The following is a 21,486-nucleotide window of genomic DNA, read 5'->3' as shown; positions in this document are numbered from 1 at the left end:
GCCGGCCCCGCGACTGTCGCGGGGCCGGCGGCCTCAGTCCGTCTCCGGGCGCTCGCTCAGGAAGCGGCGTCCCGCTCCCAGCGGTAGAAGCAGTGCGCCATGGCGTCCTTGGGACTGCGCCACGTCTGGGGGTCGTAGGCGCTGACGTAGGCCGACAGCTTCTCGCTGACGCTGCGGAACTCGGGGTGTCCGGCCACCTTGGCGATGGCGGGCGCCGGGTCCTGGTCGGCTTCGAGGAAATGCAGGTACACGTCGCCGAACTGGAAGAGGCTGCGCCGGTTGACGCCGACCAGGTGCGGGAGTTCGCCGCTGTCGGAGGCGGCGAACACGTCGGCGATCGCCGGCGCCGAGTGGGGCGCCATGCGGGCGACGATCAGGGCGTGGTGCATCGCGTGTCCTTCCTGAGCCGGCGTCAGCCGGGCATGACGGGCGCGGTCCGGCGGTCGCGGGCGACCTTCTCGATCCGGTCCCGGATGAGAGCCATCTGCGTACGGGAGTTGCGGTTGATGTTGTCCGTCATCCAGGCGTCGTCGACCGGAGCGTCGGGCTTCATCGCGAAGTCCTGCGTCCAGTGCATCTCGGTGCCCTTCGCGGTCTCCTTGTACGTCCACAGGATGTTCATGTGGGCGAAGGGTCCCGTCTCGACGCGGCGGGCCCGGACGGTCCGCGCGTCGCGGTCCGTGATCCGTTCCGAGACCCAGCTCCAGACCTGGCCGTTCTCGTCCGGGTGCATGGTCAGCCGGAAGGTCGTCGCGGCGCCCTCGCGGGAGAGCACTTCCACGGACGCGTACTCGCTGAAGAGCTGCGGCCAGTTCTCGATGTCGTTGGTCATGTCCCAGACGAGGTCGAGAGGGGCGTCGACGGTGATGCTGTTCTCGGTGTGTCCTGCCACTTCAGGCTCCAGAGGTGAGGGTGTTGTTGACGAGGTCGAGGAACTCACGGGGCGTCTTGCAGCGCTCCGCGTCGGGGGGAAGCGGCAGGCTGTAGCGGTTCTCCAGCTCGCCGACGATGCCCAGCAGGCCCAGCGAGTCGAGGCCGAGGGTGCCGAACGGGATCTGCGACTCCTGCTCGAGCCTCTTGGGGTCGACGGTGACACCGGCCGCTTTCTTCATCAGCGCGGACAGTTCGGCGAAGGTCACTTCGGTGGTGATCATCGGTGTGTTCTCCCTTCCGCCCGGTCCTACCGGGCGAAGTCGCCTCCGCGGCGCACTACGAGCGCCGCGTTGGAGCCCATCAGTCCCCTGCTGAGGACCAGGGCCGTGTGCAGCTCGGCGGGGCGAGCGTGCGACATCACCAGATCGAGGTCGTGGCAGATGTCGAACACGTTGGGGGTGGGGGGTATCTGGCCGTGCTCCATCGCGAGCACCGCGGCCGCGGTGTCCAGTACGGGCGCCCCGCAGTAGGTCCGGCCCATTCCGGTCTTGGGTGCCGTGACGGGCACGCGGGTACCGTGCGCTCCCAGGGCATCGGCGATGGCCAGGGCTTCGGCGCGGTCCGCCTCCGGTACGCCCAAAGCATCGGCGAACACGACGTCGATCTCCTCCGGGGCGCAGCCGGCCTCGTCGAGGGCGCCCTGGATCGCGTGGGCGAGTCCCTCTCGGGACCGCTCCCAGCGGGAGGCGCCGCTGAACGTGGCGGCGTGGCCGGCCACGGTGGCCCGGACGGCCGCGCCGCGTTCGCGGGCACGGCTCTCGTCCTCCACGACGAGCATGGCGCCGCCCTCCGCGGGGACGAATCCGCAGGCTCCCTTGGTGAAGGGGCGGTAGGCGCGTTCGGGGTCGTCGACGGTGCTGAGCTCGGGGTATCCGAGCTGGCAGACCATCGAGTAGGGGGCGAGGGGCGCCTCCGCGGCTCCGACGACCATCACGCCGGTTCCGCGCCGTACGCCCCGGGCGGCGTGCGCGATGGAGTCCAGGCCACCCGCCTCGTCGCTGGCGACCACGCCACACGGCCCCTTGAAGCCGCTGCGGATGGAGATCTGGCCGGTGCTGGCGGCGTAGAACCAGGCGATGGACTGGTACGGGCCCACGTACCGGGACCCCTGTCCCCACAGCTTCTGGAGCTCTCGTTGTCCGAACTCGCCGCCTCCGGAGCCGGCCGCGGTGACCACGCCGATGTCGAACGGCTCCGCGGGGTCACCGCGGCTGAGGCCGGCATCGTCGAGGGCGAGGGCGGCCGCGGCCATGGCGAAGTGGCTGAAGCGGTCGGTCTGGACCAGGAAGCGTTCCTCGATGAGGGCCGCGGCGTCGAAGGAGCGGACCTCGCCCGCGATGCGGAGCGGCAGGTGTTCGCATCCCTCGCGGGTGATCCGGTCCAGAACGCCGAGGCCTTCCTTGATGGACTTCCAGTAGGCGTCGGCGCGCAATCCGTTGGGCGCGATCACACCGATGCCGGTGATGGCCGCGCGCCGGGGGCGCTGAGTGCTCATCGTGTCCTCCCACCCGGCCCGGTCAGGAGCACAGCGGACTGGAATCCGCCGAATCCGCTGCCTACGGAGAGCACGTTGTTCAGCTTCCGCGGGCGTGCGGTGCGCGGCACGTAGTCCAAGTCGCACTCGGGGTCGGGAGTTTCGTAGTTCGCCGTCGGCGGCACCACTTGGTGCTTGAGGGCGAGGACGCAGGCGACGACCTCTATGGCGCCGATCGCGCCCAGCGAGTGCCCCACCATGGATTTGATGGAGCTCATGGGCGTCTTGTAGGCGTGCTCGCCCAGCGACCGCTTGACCGCGGCGGTCTCGTGCCGGTCGTTCTGCCGGGTGCCCGAGCCGTGCGCGTTGACGTAGTCGATCAGCGTGGGGTCGAGGCGGGCCTGGTCGAGCGTGGTGTCGATCGCCCGGGCCATCTCCAGCCCCTCGCTGGTCAGACCGGTCATGTGGTAGGCGTTGCCGTAGGTGGCGTAGCCGCTGATCTCGCAGTACACGTGCGCGCCGCGGGCTCGGGCGTGCTCGTAGTCCTCCAGGACCAGTACCGCCGCGCCCTCGCCCATGACGAAGCCGTTGCGGTGGGCGTCGAAGGGCCGGGAGGCGTGCTCGGGGTCGTCGTTGTTGGGCGACGTCGCTTTGATGGCGTCGAAGCAGGCCATGGTGATCGGGGATATCGGCGAGTCCGACGCCCCGGCTATGCAGACGTCCGCTCGGCCCTCCTCGACGGTGTGGAAGGCGTAGCCGACCGCGTCGAGGCCGGAGGTGCAGCCGGTGGAGACGGTCTGCACCGGTCCCTGGGCGCCGAACTGCTCGGCGACGACCGAGGCGAGCGTGCTGGGCGAGAACGCCAGGTGCAGTTTCGGGTCGGCCGCGCGGTGGTCCACGTCCCACCGCCGGCCTCCCTCACTGACCTGGACGTAGTCGTGTTCCAGGCGGGTGGTGCCGCCCACGGCGCTGCCCAGCGAGACTCCGACGCGCCATGGGTCCTCCCGGCCGGTGTCGAGTCCGGAGTCGCGTACGGCTTCCGCGGCGGCGACCGCGGCGAACTGGATGTACCGGTCGGCGTGCTGGCTCAGCTCCGGGTCCAGGCCGTGCGCCGCCGGGTCGAAGTCGCATTCGGCGGCTATGCGCGAGCGCAGCCCCGCGGGATCGAACAGCGTGATGCCGCGGGTGGCGGTACGGCCGTTGGAGAGGAGGTCCCAGAACGCCGTTGCCCCGGTGCCGCCCGGAGCGACCACACCGATACCGGTGACGGCCACCCGCCGCGTCACTTTATGGCCCCACTTCGCTCGGACGACTGTCCGTGGTCAGTCGCGGACAGGTCCCGCCCGGCGGCGGCGAACTCTCGGCCGGGCGCGGTGTCGTCGCTCCCCTCCGTGTCCACGTGGCCGAGGCTGGGACGCGGCGCGAGTGGGCCCAGGTGGAAGACCATGCGGGCTTCCGTGTCGCCGACGTTGCGGAACCGGTGGCGCATGTTGATCGGGATCAGGAGGCCCTGATCGGGCTTGAGGGCATGGGTCTCGCCGTCCAGATCCACCTCCAGGGCGCCCGTGACGACGTACACGAACTCCTCGGAGTACGGGTGGTAGTGCTCGCCGATGCGCTCGCCGGGCTGGACGATGGCCAGGCCCATGAAGCCGCTGGTGGAACCCGCCGTGGCGGGCGTGAGCATGGCTCGGATGTCACCTCCGCGCCTGCGGTTGGGTTCCGTCTCGCTCAGGTCCACGATGCGTGGATGCTGCTTGAACATGGTTGATACCTCCGGGTGGAGCAGTGACGTCCGGGTGGATCGGCCGCGGACACCGGCCGAGGGTGTCCGTCAGGAATCCGCCGCGCTGCGGTCGGTGATCGGCATCATGTCGGCGTGCGACAGGAGGCGGTTGACGTTGCGTTCCGTCTGCAGCGAGCCCTCGACGCCGATCGCGGCGCCGTCGAGGAGGCGCTCCAGTTCCGCGCCCTTCTGGGTGCCCGTCAGTCCGAGCGAGGCGACGGGCTCGACGTCGAGCTCGCCGGTGATGTCGATGAGGCGCACCACGATGTCGTCGCGCTGGAAGACGGTGCTGCCGTACACCGGGTTGTCCGGGTCGTCCGCCGCGGCCTCGTCCTGGTGGGCGAGAAACCGGGCCAGCTCCATGCCGCAGCCCGCCTTGGCCGGGTAGTACAGCGCGTGCCGGCGCAGGTCGGCGGGTACCTCGCGGCCGGACACCACATGGTGCACGGCTGGGAGCGCGGCCCGGGTGAAGAAGACCCGTGCCGAGTCGGCGTCGGTCAGGTCCCGGTCCTGTTCCAGGTACGGGTTGATGGCCTCCTCGACCGCTCGCACCTGGGGCTGACGGGCGACGTGACGCAGTGCCGCGAGGAGGTCGCCCTCCACCTCCACGGCCCGCACGACGCGGTTGCCGTGCATGAACAGCGAGGTGCGGCGCAGCCGCGTCGTGTCGTCGACCTGGGCCTGGGGTGACTGGTACCCGGCGAGGATCTCCGCGACCTTCGACTCGGAGCCCGGCTTGACGGTGAAGGTGAGGGCGTGGCGTGCGACGCCGTCGCCGACGCGGGCCGCCACCTGCCTGCCCGCCTTGGCCGACTCCGACTTGAGCGGCTGGGCGGGGGTGGTCTCGCGGAGGATGCTGTAGCGCATCGACCGGGTGTCCCGGACGCAACTGTGCATCGGCCTGACCGTTTCGACGTGCTCCTCGCTGTTCACCCATGCGAGGAAGGGCGGGGCGCTCTCCCACTCGCTGGTGATGAGCCACTGCGACGGGTTCTCGATCGACTGGCAGAGCTGGTCACTGATGTGTCCGGGGACCGACGCGACCTGATTGCGCATGTGCTCGTACGCGTCGAGGAACTGCTGCTGGGCACCTTCGTACAGGTCCAGCAGCAGGATCACCCGCAGCTTGGAACCGTCGAAGGCCGACTGCGATATGCGTCCCGAAGTGGTCATCCGGCACACCTTTCTCTTCTTCACGGAATGTCAGGAACGACCGTCGTATGCGGATAGCCGCGGTCGTCATGTGCCGATCGTTGACGGGAGCCGCGGTGCGCGCGACTTCCACGAGGCGGGCGAGTGAACCGCGGGCCATCTGGGTGCTCCGAGCGAGCGAACCCGTCCGCAAAGGGCATGGAATCTGCATCCCATCCCTGACTCACCTCGCAGGTGACGCTGGAGGCAAGAAAATGAACCGATTGGAAGAGGCCGGCGAGGTCGGTCACCACACGCCCGTCCTCATCGTCGGCGGCTCTCTGGTGGGCCTGTCCACCTCGCTGTTCCTGGGGCGACTCGGAGTGCCGCACATCCTCGTCGAACGCCACTCGGGCACCTCGATCCATCCACGCGGGCGCGGCAACAACGTGCGCACGATGGAGTTGTTCCGGGTGGCCGGGGTTCAGCAGCGCATCAAGGACGCCGCGTCGGTCCTGGCCGACAACCACGGCATCCTGCAGACGCCGACCCTGGTGGGCGATGCCGGCGAGTGGCTGTTCAAGGAGATCGACCCGGGCGACGGGCTCAAGCGCTTCAGCCCCGGCGCCTGGTGTCTGTGCAGCCAGAACGACCTCGAGCCGGTACTGCTGAAGAGCGCGCGGGAGCTGGGCGGAGACCTGCGGTTCTCCACGGAGCTGATGTCGTTCGAGCAGGACGGCAAAGGGGTGACCGCGCAGGTCAAGAGCCGGGAGACCGGTGAGCACACCACCATCCGAGCGGACTACCTCGTCGCGGCGGACGGCCCGCGCAGCCCCGTGCGCGAGCGGCTCGGCATCGGGCAGAGCGGTCCGGGCGACCTGTTCCACAACGTGAGCGTCACGTTCATCTCCCGCGGCCTCGCGGACGTGGTCGGCGACCGGCGTTTCATCGTCTGCTACCTGACCGATCCGGAGGCGGACGGGGCGCTCCTGCCGGTCGACAACAAGGAGCACTGGGTGTTCCACGCTCCCTGGCACCCCGAACACGGCGAGACGCTGGAGGAGTTCACCGACGAGCGGTGCGCGCAGCACATCCGGCGGGCCACGGGAGTGCCGGACCTCGATGTGGAGATCACCGGCAGAGCCGCCTGGCACGCCGCCGAGCGGGTCGCCGAGTGCTACGGCGACGGCCGGGTGTTCCTCGCCGGTGACTCCGCCCATGAGATGTCCCCCACCGGGGCGTTCGGGTCCAACACCGGTATCCAGGACGCGCACAACCTGGCCTGGAAGCTGGCCGCCGTGCTGGGCGGCTGGGCCGGCCCCGGGCTGCTGAAGTCCTACGACATGGAACGCCGCCCGGTCGCGGAGGCGACGAGCGCACGCGCCTCGACGCGTTCGGTCGAGCACAGCCACCCGGGGTACTCTCCCGCACCTGGAGCCGGCGGCGGCCCCGGCGGCAGGAAGGGCGGAATCCTCAACGTGGCGCTGTGCTACCGCTATACGCGTGGCGCGGTCCTGGGCGCCGATCCGGCCATTCCGGTCGTGCCCGACGGCATGCGGTTGACGGGCGAGCCCGGCAGCCGGGCGCCGCACATGTGGCTGGACCGCTCCGGCACCCGGATCTCCACCCTCGACCTGTACGAGCGGTCCCTGGTGCTGCTGAGCTCCGCGAGCGGCGCCGGCGCGTGGCACGACGCGGCGAGGGGCGTCGCGAAACGACTGTCCGTACCGCTCGACTCGTACCGGATCGGCAACGGCCCCGACGCCGAGCTGTCCCCCGCGGGCGATACGGACTGGGCAGAGGTCCACGGCGTCACCGAGGACGGCGCCGTGCTGGTCCGCCCCGACGGGTTCGTCGCATGGCGATCCGAAGGGCCCTCAGCGGACCCCGACACGGCGTTGCGGGAGGCCCTCACGGCGGTCCTGGACCTGGGCTGACCGCTCCGCTCCGAGCCCGGAACGGTCAAGAGGCCGTATCGGTGTGATCCGATACGGCCTCGCGCGCTGTCGGTGCAGGAGCTTGGACGGCAGGGGGCGCGTGACGACGGCGACCGGCGCGCGCGGACGGCGGCCGTGAGGTGAAGCGGCGCTCGGTCACCGTCGTCCGGCCGGGCGCGGCTGCGTCGGCGCCCCAAGGGGTTGGCCGGGGAGAAATGATGAATCCCTCAGGAATGAGGGTGTTGCTAGCCTTGGCGCATGACGACGTCAGCTCCGCCCGGCAACCGGTTCGAACGACGCCGCGCCGCGACCCGGCAGGCACTCGTCCGGGCGGCCCGGCAGATCCTGGCCGAGTCCGGCGACACCAGTGTGAGCATCCAGGCGATCGCGGAGCGCGCGGACGTGGGCTTCGGCTCCTTCTACAACCACTTCGAGTCGAAGGCGGACCTGTTCGACGCGGCCGTGACGGACGCCCTCGCTGAGTACGGCGAGGCCGTCGACGGCCATCTGAGTGGCCTCGAAGACCCCGCCGAACTCGTCTCGGCGGGCGTTCGGCTCAGCGCCGGAATGGCCGAGTCCCACCCGGAGATCATGGAGATCCTGCGCCACCGGGGACTCGGCCAGATCCACTCCGCCCGCGGCCTGGCACCCTGGGCTCTGCGCGACCTGGAGCGAGGTGTGACCTCCGGCCGCTTCGTAGTGGACGCCCCCGCCGTCGCCCTGTCCGTGCTGGGCGGGAGCCTGCTGGGGCTCCTGCAACTGGGCTGCAGCCGGCCCGACATCGACAGGGACGAGGCCGCCCAGAACATGGCGGAGATGCTCCTGCACATGCTGGGCGTCCCGAGGGACGAGGCCCGGGACATCGCCCGGCGCCCCCTGCCGGACATCCGCTGAGGCGGGGGCGCGCGAGCGCGGTGACGCATCGGCATCTGACCCGCAGCAGTTCACCAACTGCTCGGTGAGGGTCCACTGGCGAGGGGACTGCCCTGAGAAGTGACGAGCGTCCAGAAGGCGCAGTGGTGTTCGTCGGCGAACCCTGTCGAAATGTGGTCGCCCTGGGGTTTCAGCGCGAGCACGGTGTACCGGGGGCCCAACTTCGGCCAGTGGGCCTGGCCGGGCGTGTTCGGGTTCCCGGTGCGGGCGAAGGCTGCCCAGTGGCTCTTCATACGGTTGGCGAGGGTTACCTGGATGGGGGTGAGCGGCCGATCGGACATGGTGAAGTCGTGCAGGTAGGCGAGTTCGGCGCTGTGTGCGTTGGCCATGTCCACCCCCGGGACCTGGGCTCCGTACAGGGTCGGCGAGTTCGGATCGTCGAATTCGTAGGCGTAGGTGGGCACTTGTGCCGCGAAGACCCGGGCTGACTCGAGCGTGTGGCAGGCGAAGGTGGAGTCGGTGGAGACCGCGGACATCGCGAGGTACGCAGAGGGGTAGTCGGACAGCGGATAACGGGCCAGCACCTGTGGCCCTGCCGGGCCGTACATCGCGTTGATCCCCTCCACGTACTCCTCTGCCGTGAGGTACGGCTGCGTCAGCGCGACGAAGAACCGGCTTTCGGCGCGGGTGCTGCCGATCACGACGGGCACCTTGTTCCAGGCGCCGGCGGCGATGGCGTCCGACGGCTGGGCGGGCAGCAGCCGGTCGCCGTACGCCGGGCCGGAGGTCGGCCGGGCGCGGGCGGCGGCGATGAGGTCGGTGAGGGAGGCGTCGCGCAGGCACACGGCGCGTGTCGCCGAGTTTGGGCAGCCCGCCGCGGTGGCGTAGTCCCGGCCGGCCTCAGCGGCCTGGGCAGAGCTGGGGGCCGCGATCAGGGTGCAGGGCCCGCTCTGCAGGACGGCGCGGGTGAACAGACCGGCCGTCCGCGGTGCGGCGAGCATCGCGCAGACCGAAGCGGCGCCGGCGGACTGCCCCGAGATCGTGATGTTCGCCGGGTTGCCACCGAAGGCCGCGATGTTGGCGCGGGTCCACTGCAGGGCCGCGATCTGGTCCATCAGCCCGTACGAGCCGCTCCCGAGGAGGTTCTCCCGCGTGAGCTCGGGCAGTGCCAGATATCCGAGTTGGCCGAGCCGGTAGTTGATGGAGACGACGACGGTGTGCGTGAGGTCCGCCATGGTGCGGCCGCCGAACTGGGTTCCGGTGCCCTGGCTGTAGCCGCCGCCGTGCATCCAGAACAACACCGGCAACCGGTCGCCCGGCCGGGTGTCCAGCGGTCGGTACACGTCGAGGTCGAGGCAGTCCTCGCTGACGGCCCGGGGATCGCGCAGTCCGTAGGGGGAGAATTGCGGGCAGGCCGGCGCTTGGTGCACCGCGTCCCGTACGCCGCTCCACCGTGGAGGCTGTTGCGGTGGGCGGAAGCGCAGGTTTCCGACCGGCGCGGCCGCGTAGGGAATGCCCAGGAACTCGTCGGCGCGGTCGTGTATCCGCCCGGCGAGACGCCCGTCGTCGATGGAGACGATCGGACGCGCGGGCGCCGGGTCGGCAATCGCCTTGGAGGCGGGCAGTAGCTGTGCGAGAAGTGCGGCGAGAACGAGCGTCAGAGTCAGGCCTGTTGACCGCGCAGGCAGACCGGTTGACCACCTGGCCACGCTCAGCCCCTTCATTCTTCTTGCCTCCAGCAGGTCGATGACGGGTGGTGCGCCTGCGTTCGTGGCCCGCTTCGTCACGGGCGCAGACCCGCGAGCAGCGCGGCTGTCCTACCGAAGTCAGCCCGTCCGGTGTTCCAGTTGGCGGCTATCGGTGTGATCGACACTTCTTCGTCGCCGACCGCTTCCACATCCCCGCCCGGAGCGGCCGGCCGGGGAACCACGTGCACGCTCACCTTCCACGTGCCGTCGCCGGAGTCGGTGAAGTCGGCCTTGAGGAAGGGCTGCGGGTCCTGGGTCGTGACGGAGGAGCCATGGGCGATGCCCTTGCCGTCCGCACCGATCACGGGGTAGTTGACGTTCAGGCCCACCCCCTCCGGCAGCAGCCGCCCGGACTTCGCGTGGGCACGCAGCCGGTCGATGAGACCAACCGTGAAGTCACTGGTCGGTCGCATCGCGTTGAGCGTGGGTTCGGGGGCCGGGGCAGAGAGCCCGCCGGTGCTCACCGCGATCGCCGGGACGCCCTGTTCCAGGGCCGCCACGGCACCGCCGACCGTGCCCGAGTGGGTGGCCAGAGCAGCCACGTTGGGGCCGAAGTTGGTACCGGAAATCACCAGGTCGGGCGCCCCGTCGGCGAAGACCTCGGAGAGGCCGAAGGCCACCGAGTCGCCAGGGGTGCCGTCCACGGCCCATACCCGCGGCTCGGGATGCCTGACCGTCACGCTCGGGGCACTCAGCATCTTTGTCCCGCTACCGCTCTGGTTGGTGAGCGGGGCAACGATGGTGACGTCGTACCCGGCTGCCGTAAGGCGCTCGAACAGGATCCGGATCCCTGGGGCGTTGTAGCCGTCGTCGTTGGTGAGCAGGATCCGCGGCGGATCGGCCTGCGCGGCCGCGGCAGCGGGTGCCGTCCCGGAAACGGCGGGCGCGCAGAGCAGCAGGGCGGCCAGGGGCAGAACTTGCTTGCGTCGCACGAGGCGCTCCTTAAGGTGGAGTTCGGCTGGGGGGGGAGGAGGGGAGGGGAAGGTACGGCGGGTCCATGAAGGACGGGAAGGCTCCGGGCGGGCGCACCACGCTGCACGCGCGCCCGCCGGGGCCGTGCTCGGACCCGGTCCCCGAGGCACAGCGGAATCCGGGAGAGGTCAGCGAACGCCGCGGATCGGGGCGATGGCCAGCGCTCCCAACAGCGACAGGGCGCCGCCGACGAGGAACAGCGCCGTGTAGCCGCCGAACAGGGTCACGACGGCGGAGGCCACGAACGGGGCGATGATCTGCGGACCGGCGTTGGCGATGTTGAGTACGCCCATGTCGCGGGCGGCGTCCTCGGCTCGGGGAAGGACGAGCGTGACCACCGCCGTGTCCACCGCCATGAAGCAGCCGAAGCCCAGACCGTTGAGCGCGCTGAACACCAGCATGCCTGTCCAGGTCGGGCTGATCACGGGCACGGCCATCACCACACCCGCGAGCGCGGCCGAGGCTCCGACGAATATCTTCCGCCGGTTCCAGCGGTCGGAGAGAACGCCACCGACGACGGTGGACACGGCCATGGCCGCCATCTGGACCGGGGTGAGAACTGCTATCGCCTCGGCGGGGTCGAGGCCTGCGGGAAGCGCGATGTGGTCGCCCAGAATGTACAGCTGGTATCCGACGACGGAGAAGTAGCCGAGGACCATGAGCGCACGGCCGATGAAGGCCCACCGGAAGTCGTGGCTGGCCATTGCGGACAGGAAGGCGGCGATCCGTTCACGCCGGGGCACGGACGGAGGGGTCACCGCCCGGGGCACATCACGGCACAAGGTGCTGAGCAGGACCGCCGCACCGGCCGCGATGGCCCCGAGCACGAGATAGCCCGTGCCGAGACGGCCCGTCATCTGCGAGGCGATCATCACGCCGGCGGTGCCTCCGATCGGCAGCGCCAGCCCGACGAGGGCGGAAGCCGTGCCGCGGCGTGCCACCGGGATCCGGTCGGGCACCACGGCAGTGACCGCGGCCTGATAGATGTTCATCGTCGCCTGCACCAGACACCATCCGATGCCGACCAGCAGTGCCGTGTGCGCACTGCCGAGGAACGCCAGGCCGGCCAGTGAGGCCAGGGCACCGCCCAGGATCCAGGGGTTCCGCCGCCCCGTCCGGTCGGAAAGGGCACCCGCGATCGGGTTGAACGCGGTGGCGAAGACCGCGCTCACGCCACCCACCACGCCGAGTACGGCGACCTTGTTGGCCGGGTCGATCAACGCGATCTGTGTCGGTATGAGGACTGCGCCGACGCCCATGTAGACGGACAGCATGGAGGCGTTGGCGAGCAGGAGCAGCAGCATGAGTCCGCGCTGCCGCGGAGCGGGGGTCGTCGCGGTCGCTTCGGACTGGATGAGTTCTTTTTCGATCACGGCGACCACCGGAATCCGTGGGGCGCGCCGACCGCGCGCGAGCGGGTGGGGACAGGCATGTCGACTCCTGGAGGAGGGAGCGGCGATGTGGCGTGGGAAGGGGGCTGAAGAGCGCTCTGCTGGGGAGCAGGGGCAGACCGCCCTGCCTGAGTCGGTTACACGTGTTACAACGGCGTGTAGCGCTTGTTTAGCACCCCGGACGGCTTAGCGCCAGAGTTCGCGGGAGACGGAACCGAACCCCCGCAGACCCCTAGCGAGGCTACGACGCTGCACGTGTAACTCGATGGCGTAAGGTCCTGCATCGAGCTCTTGTGTCGACCGTCACAGTTACGCCATACTCGACTGAGGGCTTCGTCGGCAGAGCTTCACCCACGGCGACATGTCTCGACCCGCCCCCCCCAGCGGCCCCTCAAGCGCCTCGACTGCGAGACGGCCCCGCTTGACCTCGCCCGATCGACGACCGCGTGGTCTCGCCTCCACGAACAGCGGATCCGCGCCGCCCACCCTCTGGCGTCGACCTGCCGTCGGCCCCTGCTTCCTGCCCCCTCAAGCAGGTGAAGCGCCGATCAAGAAAGGAAATGCCATGACTGAAGCACGAGCCAACGTTCCGCCCGTCGTGGAACTGCCCGCCGGCCGACTGCGGGGCACCATCGAGGGCGGTGTCGCGGTGTTCAAAGGGGTGCCCTACGCCGAGCCCCCGGTCGGCACGCTGAGATGGCGCCCGCCCCGGCCCCACGCGGGCTGGGACGGCACACGGGATGCGACCCGGTACGGTCGGAGCGCACCGCAGATGTTCACGGAGGGCGGCGATCCCGTACTGGGCGGTCATGGATTCCCGCCCTTCGACGAGGACTGCCTGACCCTCAACGTCTGGACACCGGCCGCCGACGACGCGGCGCGCCCGGTGCTGGTCTGGATCCACGGCGGCGGCTTCGTCTCGGGGTCCGGCAACCTTCCTCACTACTCCGGGGAGACCTTCGCGCGCCATGGCGACCTGGTGGTCGTCACGATCAACTACCGCCTCGGCCCGCTCGGTTATCTCTGCTTCGACGAGACGGACGGAGCGGAACCGGAGCCGGGCAACATCTGGTTCTCCGACCAACTCGCCGCGCTGCGCTGGGTGCACGACAACATCGCGCGCCTCGGCGGTGATCCGGGGAACGTGACCGTCGCCGGCCAGTCGGGCGGCGCCTTGTCCACGTCAGCGCTGGCCGCTCATCCCGAAGCCCCTGGCCTGTTCCGCCGCGTCATCCTGCAGAGTCCGCCGTTCGGCCTGCGCCTTCCGTCACGCGACGAGTATCGGGAGCGGACGGCCGCCTACTTGGAGATCGCCGGCGTGAAGGGTGTCGACGAGCTCCGCGCCCTGCCCTGGCCGCGGCTGATCGAGGCGGCCGCAGGACTGTTCGGCCGCACGTCGCGGTGGGGCTACTGGCCCACTCCTTTCCTCCCGGTGCGCGACGGCGTCACGCTGACCCGTCACCCGGTCGACGCGCTCCTGCACGGGGCCGCGAAGGACATCGACGTACTGATCGGCTGGACCCGGGAGGAGGCCAACTTCGGCTTCGCCCTGGACGCGGAATACGCGAAGGCGACCAAGGAGCAGGTGATCGGCAGGATCGCGGAGACGTCCGAGGGCGATGCTGCGGACGTGTACACCGCATACGAGCGGAAACGGCCCGGAGCCCGGCCCGTGGACGTCCTGATGGACCTGATCACAGACGAGCTCTTCCGCGGGCCGAGCCTGGAACTGGCCGAGTCCCGGGCCGCTCTCGGGCGGCCGGTGCGGACGTACCAGTTCGACTTCCCGACGCCCGCCCTCGACGGCAGACTCCGCGCCGCGCACTGCCTGGAACTGCCCTTCGTCTTCGACAACTTCGACCAGTGGTCCGGCGCGCCCTTCCTCGAGGCCATCGAGCCCGCCGCCAGGGACGGACTGGCCCGGGCCATGCACCAGGCATGGATCTCGTTCATCCGCACCGGCGATCCCAACCACCCCGGCCTCCCGCACTGGGATCCGTACGACCTGAAGACGCGCACCACGATGCGCTTCGACTCCGTCACCACGGCGGTCGGCGACCTGGCGGCGGACGCGCGCCAACTGCGCCGACGAGGGCCCGGAGGGGCACAGGGCATCGACCGGTCCCTTCGCTGACCTGTTGTTGTTACACGTGCCCTTTGGTCTCCTCCTGATCACCAACAGCGTCGGCAACTCCCTGGTCGAGCCGAAGCAGAGAGCCCCGGGCTACGGCCCGGGGCTCCCCCGTACCCGAGACCGCGCCCCGTTCCTCCCGCGGCGCCGGTCACCACCCCGCGAGCGAATCCCACCAGCCCCAGCGCGGCGGAGCTTCCCCCTCCCCCGTGTCGTCCCTTCTCCTTTCCGGTACGGCCATGAGGGCGAGCGAGGGCGGCGGTGCGGCGGCCCGTGTGCCGGAGGCGGTGAACCGGACCGGTAGCTGGGACGGCGCACCGCACCACAGGGAGGGGCGCCATCGCAGGGCGGAATCCGGGACGGTGAGGCGGATACCGGTCAGCCGGACCAGCAAGGTGTCCACGGCCGTGGCGGCGACGAGGCGGGCGACTTCCTTGGCGGGACAGCCATGGGCACCCGTTCCCCAGGCCAGATGCGCGCGATTGCCGGAGGCCCCCGCGCCCTGGACACCGAGATCGGCGTTGGCGGCGGCCAGGCAGGGGATGAGCAGGTCCCCGGCGTGAATCCGGCACCCTCCGAAAGTGACATCGGACGTCGCCCAACGGCCGGCGATGTTCGGCATCGGCGAGGCCGCCCACAGCGCGTGCTCGACGGCCTCCGGAGCGGTGAGACGCCCCCCGGCCAAGGCGGCACCCAACCGCGCATCCGTCAACGACAGCCGGACGGTATTGCCGATCGCGCTGACCGTGCTCTCCACACCGGCGAGGAGCAGAGCCATCAGGCTGTGCGTGATCTCCCGGACCGTCAGCCCTGAGCTGTGGGCGAGCCACGACGCCAGGTCCGGTCCGGGCGTGGCGCGCGTGCTCGTCACGAGAACCCCCAGCACCTCCAGCAGCTCCGCCTCGGCGCGGACGGCCGCGTCGGTGCCCTCCAGGACGTGTCCGATCAACGTGTCGAGCACGGTGAGCGAGCTGCGGGTCAGTCCGAGCAGCCGTGCGAACACGCTCCACACGAGCGGCCGCGCGTACTGGGCCATGACATCCGCCGTGCCGTGCGCTGCCCAGCCGTCCACCAGCGCGGTCGCCTGGTCGTGGACCATGCGGCGCAGCCTCGGCGCGTCGACACGGTCCAGTGCCTCGGTCAGGGCCCGGCGGTGCCGTCGGTGCTCTTGCCCGTCGAGGCGCGAGATGGCAGGACGCGCGCCCAGCATCGCCGACAGCGGCGCCTGCGCATGGACCAGGCCCTGAGCGATCAGGTTCCAGCGTCGTGGGTCACTGGAGAAGAGCCTTTCGTTCCAGATGATGTCGAGCGCCTCCCGGTGTCCCAGAACCAGCCAGGCGGCCACCCCGGGGGCGATCTCGATCTGGGCGATGGGCCCCCACTGCGTGCGCAGTCGTTCGTAGACACCCGGCAGTTCCCGCGCGAGCCGCGCACCGCCCAGCGCCGAGGGGCCTGTCACGTACGGGCAATCGGGCCCCGACTCACCATGTCTGTCCGGATTCATCGCGCTCCTTCAGGCTCGAAACGCTCGTCAACGAAATGTAGTAACGCGTGTAACCTGGAGAGGAACAAGTGCCGAGGGAACGAGCAAGGACGACATGGCCAAGGATTCAGCTGCTCCGACGGTCACCAGCGCGGACGTGGCCCGTCTGGCGGGAGTCTCACGGGCCACCGTGTCCTTCGTGCTCAACAACACTCAGACGCACCGGGTCAGCGACAGTACGAGGGCGCGGGTGCTCGCCGCGGCGAACCAGCTGGGCTACGTGCCGCATGCCGCGGCCCGTTCGCTGCGCGCCGGGCGCAGCAATCTGGTGCTGCTGCCCACGTCCGTCTCGGCGATCGGCCGTCTGGTCAGCACCTGGCTGGACGATCTGCAGAGCGAGCTCGAACGTCACGGCTACACCACCGTGCTGCATGCCGGCCGGTTCTCCGATGTGGTCACCGCCGCCCGGGCATGGGCGGAACTCCGACCCGCGGCGGTGTTCGCCCTGGAGGGCGATCGTTTCACCGCACAGGCGGCCGAGGTACTGCGCCGAGCGGGCGTCCGCGGCCTCCTCGCGTGCGCCGCCCGGCCCGTGGAGGGCGTCCGGACCATCCCGTTCGACCACGCGCGCATCGGTGCGGTGGCCGCCGGCCATCTCGTCTCCCAGGGGCGGCGCACCATCGGTGTGATCATGCCGCGAGAGCGCGGGCTCGATACGTTCGCCGAGCCGCGGCTCGCCGGCGCGCAGAGCGTCGCCGCCCGCAGCACGGCGACTGTCACCGCGCTGGAGATGGCATACACCCAGGAGTCCGCGGCCGAGCTGGCCGGGCGCTGGCGGGCACTCGGTCTGGACGCGGTGTTCGCCTACAACGACGAATACGCGGCCCTGCTGCTGCACGCCCTTCAGGACGCGGGGTTCTCCGTCCCGGACGAAGTGGCGATCGTCGGGGCGGACGACCTGCTGGTGTCCGTGTTGCAGCAGCCTCCGCTCACGACCATCCGGCTGGATCTGCCCACGCCGGGCCAGATCGCCGACATTCTTCATGAGCTGATCGAGGGGGGCGACGCGCCGGGCGAGTTCGGCGTGGAACCCGTTCTCGTCCACCGCCAGTCCTCGTGAAGGACGCGTCACGGCTCCTGGACCCCGGTGTCACGGTTCGCCGGGCTGCGCTCGCGGAGCAGCAGCGGCGCGAAGGCCCGCCACAGCAGGAGGCCGCAGCCGGCGCCCGCCATGGCGCCGGCCAGCGTGTCGCTGAGCCAGTGCGCGTGGAGCCAGGTGCGGCTCCACATCATCGCCAAGGTGAACAGCGTGCCGCCCAGCCACCACATGGGCCTGCGGGCCGCCGGCACGAGCAGCGCGCCGACGACCACCACCAGGAGCGCCGTGCCGGCCGCGTGCCCCGAGGGGAAGGAGCCGTGGTCCACGCGAACCAGTGGATGCGGCGGGCGCGGCCGGTCCACCAGGTGCTTGAGTACTTGGACGACAAGCATGTTGCCGACCAGATAGGAGGTGAGCAGATAGAGCAGGGACCACCAGCGCTTCCGGGCGGCGAGGAACAGGAGCAGGGCCCCGGGGACGATCACGCCGAGCGGCCCGCCGAACCAGTTGAGCACGGCGGCCAGGGCCGCACAGACGCCATTTCGAGGACCTCCCATCCAGCGCAGCCAGCGATCGTCGAGGGCTTGAAAGGGCGGTCGCTCGGGATGTGCGTGGACGACGAGCGCCAGCGCCACCGTGGCCAGGACGCAGAGCAGGCCGAGCGCGAGTGCCGCGCGGTACGGGGGAACAGGAGCGGAGCGTCGATGGCGTGACACCGCGGTGGTGTCGGAAGGAGTGGCCGAAGGTGCCGTCATGAGGACCTCTCACGGCCGCGGCGGGGCACGGCCGAGCGTAGGAGCCGGTGTCTGAACTCCGGCTGGGCGCGCGACATCTGGCACGCACGCCGATCCGGCCGGAGTTCAGGCTCCAAGCGGAATGGGAAGTCGCCGGCTTTGGACCGGCCGCGCCCGCGGGGCACCCTCGGAAGGCACCCCGCGGGCAGTGGCATCCGTGGCGGTCAGGCGCCCAGGTGGCGGGCGAGAAACGCGACACTCTCGGTCACGATCGGCGTCACGTCCGGAGCTCCGAGGAAGATGTGGTCGGCGCCGTCCACGGGCAGGAGAGTCACCTCGCCACCGGCCCTGTGCAGTGCCTCGGCGAGCACCTCGCTCTGGCTGTACGGCACCAGACTGTCCGCCGTTCCGTGAACCAGCAGGAACGGAGGCGTCGCCGCGCCCGTCGCATAGGTGACGGGGCTGGCGACGCGGGACCGCTCCGGCAGCTGCCCGGGGGTGCCACCCAGCAGAGCGGTGAACGGATTGGGGTACTCCTTTCCGGGCGGGGCGGGCGGCAGCGCGCGCGAGAGCAGGGAGCCCAGCTCGGACACTCCGTACCAGTCGACGACGGCCATGACGCCGCTGTCCTCGTCGTCCACTCCCTCGGCGCCTTCCAGTTCCCGCCCCCCGGGAACGTCAGGACCGACAAGACCCGCGAGTGCGGCGAGGTGACCGCCCGCCGACTCGCCCCAGACGCCGATCCTGTCCTGGTCGATGCCGAAGGTGTCGGCATACCTCCGGACGTAGCGGATCGCGGCCTTCGCGTCGTGCAGCTGCGCCGGGAAGGGTGCTTCGAGGCTGTGCCGATAGTCGATGCAGACGAGGGCGAGCCCCGCCCGCAGGACCGCGCCGTGCAACAGATCGACGGGAACGGTCGGCGGCGGATAGCGCCGGTCGCCCTCCAGCCAGCCCCCGCCATGGATCCAGACGACAGCGGGCACCGCGCTCTCAGCCGCGGGCACGTGGACGTCGAGCAGACGAGGGCGGTACCCCGGCGTCGTCGCGTAGGTGAGTCCTTCGAACCGTCGTACGCCGTCGTGGCCGGCCAAAGGCGGAGCGGGAGCGAGGAAGGGCGGCGGCGGCCACTCCATGTCCACCGCGGCCGGGAGGGATTGCGTCATGTCTGCCTCTTTCTGATCAACCTGGATCCGGTGCTCGGCTGGGAAGCAGCGGTGTGCCTCTTGCTGGTGGCCACGACGGGAACGCGTCGGCCCACGCACCTCGGCGCCCCCCAGGACAAGCAAAGCGTCGTATGTCCGAAATGCCTTGTGCGGCCATCGCGAGGCTGTTACGTTACACGTGTAACAGCAGATTAGGCGACACGATAGCGCCCGAACAAGGCCGCCAGTACCCGCGAACCAGCCGGATCAGTTACACGAGAGATCGGCGTGACGTCGTCGCCCTCCCCTCGGGAGCCCGCCATGCTCACCGCCACACCGGACCGCCCCGCACACGCCTCACCGGCTTGGACACCGCCGGCGCCCACCCCACCTCGCCGCCATCGCTTCGTTCACCGGCTCCCGACGCCGACCACCGCGTCGGTGCCCCGCACGCGGGCGCGCGTCGGCGCCGTCCTCGAAGGCTGGCGCGTCGCCCCGGACGTTGCGGACACGCTCCTGCTGGCCGTCAGTGAACTCGTCGCCAATGCCGTGCGGCACGCGGGGGCCGTCACCGAACGACTGCGCGTCACCCTCACGCTGGACAGCGGCCGACTGCAGCTAGAAGTCGCCGACGACGATCCCACCCTGCCGCCCCTCGACCAGGAGGCCGAGCCGGACGCGGAGAGCGGCCGCGGGCTGATGATCGTCGGCCTGTTGGTCGCCGAGGCGTCCGGCGACCTCACCGCGTTCCGCCGCGGCGCCGGAAAGGTCGTCAGGGTTCGGATCCCCGCCACTTGAGGCCCGACTGTCGTTCGGATGCCGCGGTCTCGGCCCGTGCCACCGAAGGCCAAACGACCGTCCAGGGCCGTTCGGGGCCACGCGCGGCGCACCACCCGCAGAGAAATTTATCGAGTTTTATTGACTGCCGTCATTTCAGCGACATACTTGCACCAGTCTCCCCGCTGCCCCCGAGATTGAGGTGCGCCCCATGGAGCTCTCCCCGTCCGCGCACGTCGACACCTTCTGTCGCGACCGGTTGCCACCCTTCCCCCTCTGGCCCGAACTGCACTTCGACCTGCCGGAGTTGCAGTACCCCGACCGCCTCAACTGCGCCCAGCGCCTGCTCGACGACGCCGTCGCGCGCTGGGGTGCCGACCGCCCCTGTCTGCTCACCCCCACCGAGCGGTGGACGTACGGCGAACTGCTGCACCGCGCCAATCAAGTGGCACAAGTACTCACCGAGGACCTCGGACTTCAGCCCGGAAACCGCGTCCTCCTGCGAGGCCCCAACAACCCCTGGCTGGTGGCCGCGTGGGTCGGAGTGCTCAAGGCCGGGGGCGTGGTCGTCACCACCATGCCGTTGCTCCGCGCCGTGGAACTCTCCGAGTTGTACGACATCAGTCGACCGACCGTCGCCGTGTGCGATCACCGTCTTCTCGACGAACTCGATGCCGCGGACACCCCTGGCCTCAGGGTCCTCGCCTATGGCGGCGACGACGCGCAGGACCTGACGGGGCGCTGCGCCGCCAAGGACGGCACCTTCACCAGCGTCGACACCGCCGGCGACGACGTGGCCCTGATCGGCTTCACGTCCGGCACGACGGGAGACCCGAAGGCGACCCTGCACTTCCACCGGGACGTCCTGGCCATCGCCGACACCTTCTCCCGGCACGTCCTCAAGCCGCGCCAGGACGACGTCTTCACCGGCACTCCACCGCTCGCCTTCACCTTCGGGCTCGGCGGGTTGGTGGTGTTTCCCCTTCATGCCGGCGCGTCCGCCCTGCTGATCGAGCAGGCTTCCCCGGAACGGCTGGCCGAACTCGTCGCCGAACACGGCGTCACCGTGCTGCTCACCGCTCCCACCGCCTACCGGGCGATCATGGCCGCCGGATCGGTGGACCGACTGGCGGGACTGCGGCGTTGCGTGTCCGCCGGAGAAGCGCTGCCCGCGGAGGTCTGGGAGGACTTCCACGCCGCGACCGGGCTGCGCATCATCGACGGCATCGGCGCCACCGAGATGCTCCACGTCTTCGTCTCCGCCGCCGACGCCGACATACGCCCCGGATCCACGGGCAGACCCGTCCCCGGCTACCGGGCACTCGTCGTGAACGAGGCGGGTGAGCCCGTCCCGGACGGAGAGCCCGGCCTCTTGGCGGTCGCCGGCCCGACCGGCTGCCGCTACCTGGCCGATCCGCGCCAGACGACGTACGTCAGGAACGGCTGGAACATCACCGGGGACACCTACATACGCGACCCGGACGGCTACTTCTGGTACGTGGCCCGCAGCGACGACATGATCGTCTCCTCCGGCTACAACATCGCGGGTCCCGAGGTGGAGAAGGCGCTTGTCATCCATCCCTCCGTCGAGGACTGCGCCGTCGTCGGCGCGCCGGACGTCCGGCGCGGGATGGTCGTCAAGGCGTATGTCGTTCTCCGCCCGGGCGTCGCCGCCGACGACGTGACGGTGAAGGACCTGCAAAACCACGTCAAGCAGACCATCGCCCCCTACAAGTACCCCCGCGCCGTCGAGTTCGTCGCCGAACTGCCACGCACCAGCAACGGAAAGCTCCGGCGCACCGAACTGCGCGCGCGAGCCCGGGACGCGGTCGCTGAGCGGTCTTCCCCATCCCCGCTGCCGACGGCCGCACCGCA

Annotated in this window: 18 protein-coding genes and 1 pseudogene; 6 read left to right on the top strand and 13 right to left on the bottom strand. The window is 70.3% G+C overall.

The annotated features are described in order from the left end of the window. Nucleotides 1-56: 56 nt before the first annotated feature. From AB0D27_RS25300 to AB0D27_RS25270, 7 genes are all read right to left on the bottom strand, one after another. The gene (locus AB0D27_RS25300; RefSeq protein ID WP_362512900.1) at nt 57-389 is read right to left on the bottom strand and encodes a TcmI family type II polyketide cyclase; all 333 of its coding nucleotides are present in this window, start codon (nt 387-389) and stop codon (nt 57-59) included. Between the two features lie 23 nt (nt 390-412). Next, a complete protein-coding gene (locus AB0D27_RS25295; RefSeq protein ID WP_362512898.1) occupies nt 413-892 on the bottom strand; it encodes an SRPBCC family protein in 480 nt (159 codons plus the stop codon). Nucleotide 893: 1 nt separating this feature from the next. After that, nucleotides 894-1,154, bottom strand: coding sequence for a phosphopantetheine-binding protein (locus tag AB0D27_RS25290; RefSeq protein WP_362512895.1), 261 nt, complete (start codon nt 1,152-1,154; stop codon nt 894-896). A gap of 26 nt (nt 1,155-1,180) precedes the next feature. Further along, entirely contained in the window at nt 1,181-2,428 is a 1,248-nt protein-coding gene (locus AB0D27_RS25285; protein ID WP_362512892.1) for a ketosynthase chain-length factor, read from the bottom strand. Further along, nucleotides 2,425-3,693, bottom strand: coding sequence for a beta-ketoacyl-[acyl-carrier-protein] synthase family protein (locus tag AB0D27_RS25280; protein ID WP_362512889.1), 1,269 nt, complete (start codon nt 3,691-3,693; stop codon nt 2,425-2,427). The genes AB0D27_RS25285 and AB0D27_RS25280 overlap by 4 nt, the downstream gene beginning before the upstream one ends. Continuing rightward, the gene (locus AB0D27_RS25275; protein ID WP_362512886.1) at nt 3,690-4,172 is read right to left on the bottom strand and encodes a cupin domain-containing protein; all 483 of its coding nucleotides are present in this window, start codon (nt 4,170-4,172) and stop codon (nt 3,690-3,692) included. Before AB0D27_RS25275 ends, AB0D27_RS25280 begins: the two co-directional genes overlap by 4 nt. Before the next feature lie 69 nt (nt 4,173-4,241). Further along, nucleotides 4,242-5,366: a SchA/CurD-like domain-containing protein gene (locus AB0D27_RS25270; protein ID WP_362512883.1), complete on the bottom strand. Its 1,125-nt coding sequence runs from the start codon at nt 5,364-5,366 to the stop codon at nt 4,242-4,244. A gap of 233 nt (nt 5,367-5,599) precedes the next feature. On the opposite strand from AB0D27_RS25270, the gene AB0D27_RS25265 reads away from it, so the two are divergent. Beyond that, a complete protein-coding gene (locus AB0D27_RS25265; protein WP_362512880.1) occupies nt 5,600-7,261 on the top strand; it encodes an FAD-dependent monooxygenase in 1,662 nt (553 codons plus the stop codon). 258 nt (nt 7,262-7,519) lie between these two features. Beyond that, nucleotides 7,520-8,155: a helix-turn-helix domain-containing protein gene (locus tag AB0D27_RS25260; RefSeq protein ID WP_362512877.1), complete on the top strand. Its 636-nt coding sequence runs from the start codon at nt 7,520-7,522 to the stop codon at nt 8,153-8,155. Nucleotides 8,156-8,205: 50 nt separating this feature from the next. On the opposite strand, the gene AB0D27_RS25255 is transcribed toward AB0D27_RS25260, so the two are convergent. From AB0D27_RS25255 to AB0D27_RS25245, 3 genes are all read right to left on the bottom strand, one after another. Continuing rightward, nucleotides 8,206-9,843 (bottom strand): carboxylesterase family protein, encoded by a 1,638-nt coding sequence (locus AB0D27_RS25255; RefSeq protein ID WP_362512874.1) that lies wholly within the window; start codon nt 9,841-9,843, stop codon nt 8,206-8,208. Nucleotides 9,844-9,917: 74 nt separating this feature from the next. After that, the gene (surE, locus tag AB0D27_RS25250) at nt 9,918-10,814 is read right to left on the bottom strand and encodes a 5'/3'-nucleotidase SurE (protein WP_362512871.1); all 897 of its coding nucleotides are present in this window, start codon (nt 10,812-10,814) and stop codon (nt 9,918-9,920) included. Between the two features lie 168 nt (nt 10,815-10,982). After that, nucleotides 10,983-12,227, bottom strand: coding sequence for an MFS transporter (locus AB0D27_RS25245; RefSeq protein ID WP_362512868.1), 1,245 nt, complete (start codon nt 12,225-12,227; stop codon nt 10,983-10,985). A gap of 583 nt (nt 12,228-12,810) precedes the next feature. On the opposite strand from AB0D27_RS25245, the gene AB0D27_RS25240 reads away from it, so the two are divergent. Next, nucleotides 12,811-14,379 (top strand): carboxylesterase family protein, encoded by a 1,569-nt coding sequence (locus AB0D27_RS25240; protein ID WP_362512865.1) that lies wholly within the window; start codon nt 12,811-12,813, stop codon nt 14,377-14,379. A gap of 148 nt (nt 14,380-14,527) precedes the next feature. Here AB0D27_RS25240 and AB0D27_RS25235 read toward each other — a convergent pair whose 3' ends face one another. After that, nucleotides 14,528-15,880: a cytochrome P450 gene (locus tag AB0D27_RS25235; protein ID WP_362512862.1), complete on the bottom strand. Its 1,353-nt coding sequence runs from the start codon at nt 15,878-15,880 to the stop codon at nt 14,528-14,530. A 94-nt stretch (nt 15,881-15,974) separates the two neighbouring features. Between AB0D27_RS25235 and AB0D27_RS25230 the strand changes: the two genes are divergently transcribed. Further along, the gene (locus tag AB0D27_RS25230; RefSeq protein WP_362512859.1) at nt 15,975-16,979 is read left to right on the top strand and encodes a LacI family DNA-binding transcriptional regulator; all 1,005 of its coding nucleotides are present in this window, start codon (nt 15,975-15,977) and stop codon (nt 16,977-16,979) included. A gap of 8 nt (nt 16,980-16,987) precedes the next feature. On the opposite strand, the gene AB0D27_RS25225 is transcribed toward AB0D27_RS25230, so the two are convergent. After that, on the bottom strand, nt 16,988-17,713 hold the full coding sequence (locus AB0D27_RS25225) for a phosphatase PAP2 family protein (protein WP_362512857.1): 726 nt from the start codon (nt 17,711-17,713) through the stop codon (nt 16,988-16,990). 203 nt (nt 17,714-17,916) lie between these two features. Beyond that, a complete protein-coding gene (locus AB0D27_RS25220; RefSeq protein ID WP_362512854.1) occupies nt 17,917-18,855 on the bottom strand; it encodes an alpha/beta hydrolase in 939 nt (312 codons plus the stop codon). A gap of 420 nt (nt 18,856-19,275) precedes the next feature. Here AB0D27_RS25220 and AB0D27_RS25215 point away from each other — a divergent pair, with 420 nt between their 5' ends. Next, nucleotides 19,276-19,632 carry an ATP-binding protein gene (locus AB0D27_RS25215; protein WP_362512851.1) on the top strand — a complete coding sequence of 119 codons (357 nt, stop codon included), beginning with the start codon at nt 19,276-19,278 and terminating at the stop codon, nt 19,630-19,632. Nucleotides 19,633-19,822: 190 nt separating this feature from the next. Further along, nucleotides 19,823-21,421, top strand: a pseudogene (locus AB0D27_RS25210) (AMP-binding protein); the annotation flags it as partial. Nucleotides 21,422-21,486 lie beyond the last annotated feature (65 nt).

Origin of the sequence: Streptomyces sp. NPDC048415, from assembly GCF_040651675.1 — a bacterium.
Taxonomy (GTDB): Bacteria; Actinomycetota; Actinomycetes; order Streptomycetales; family Streptomycetaceae; genus Streptomyces.
This window is presented reverse-complemented; position numbering and strand designations above follow the sequence as displayed.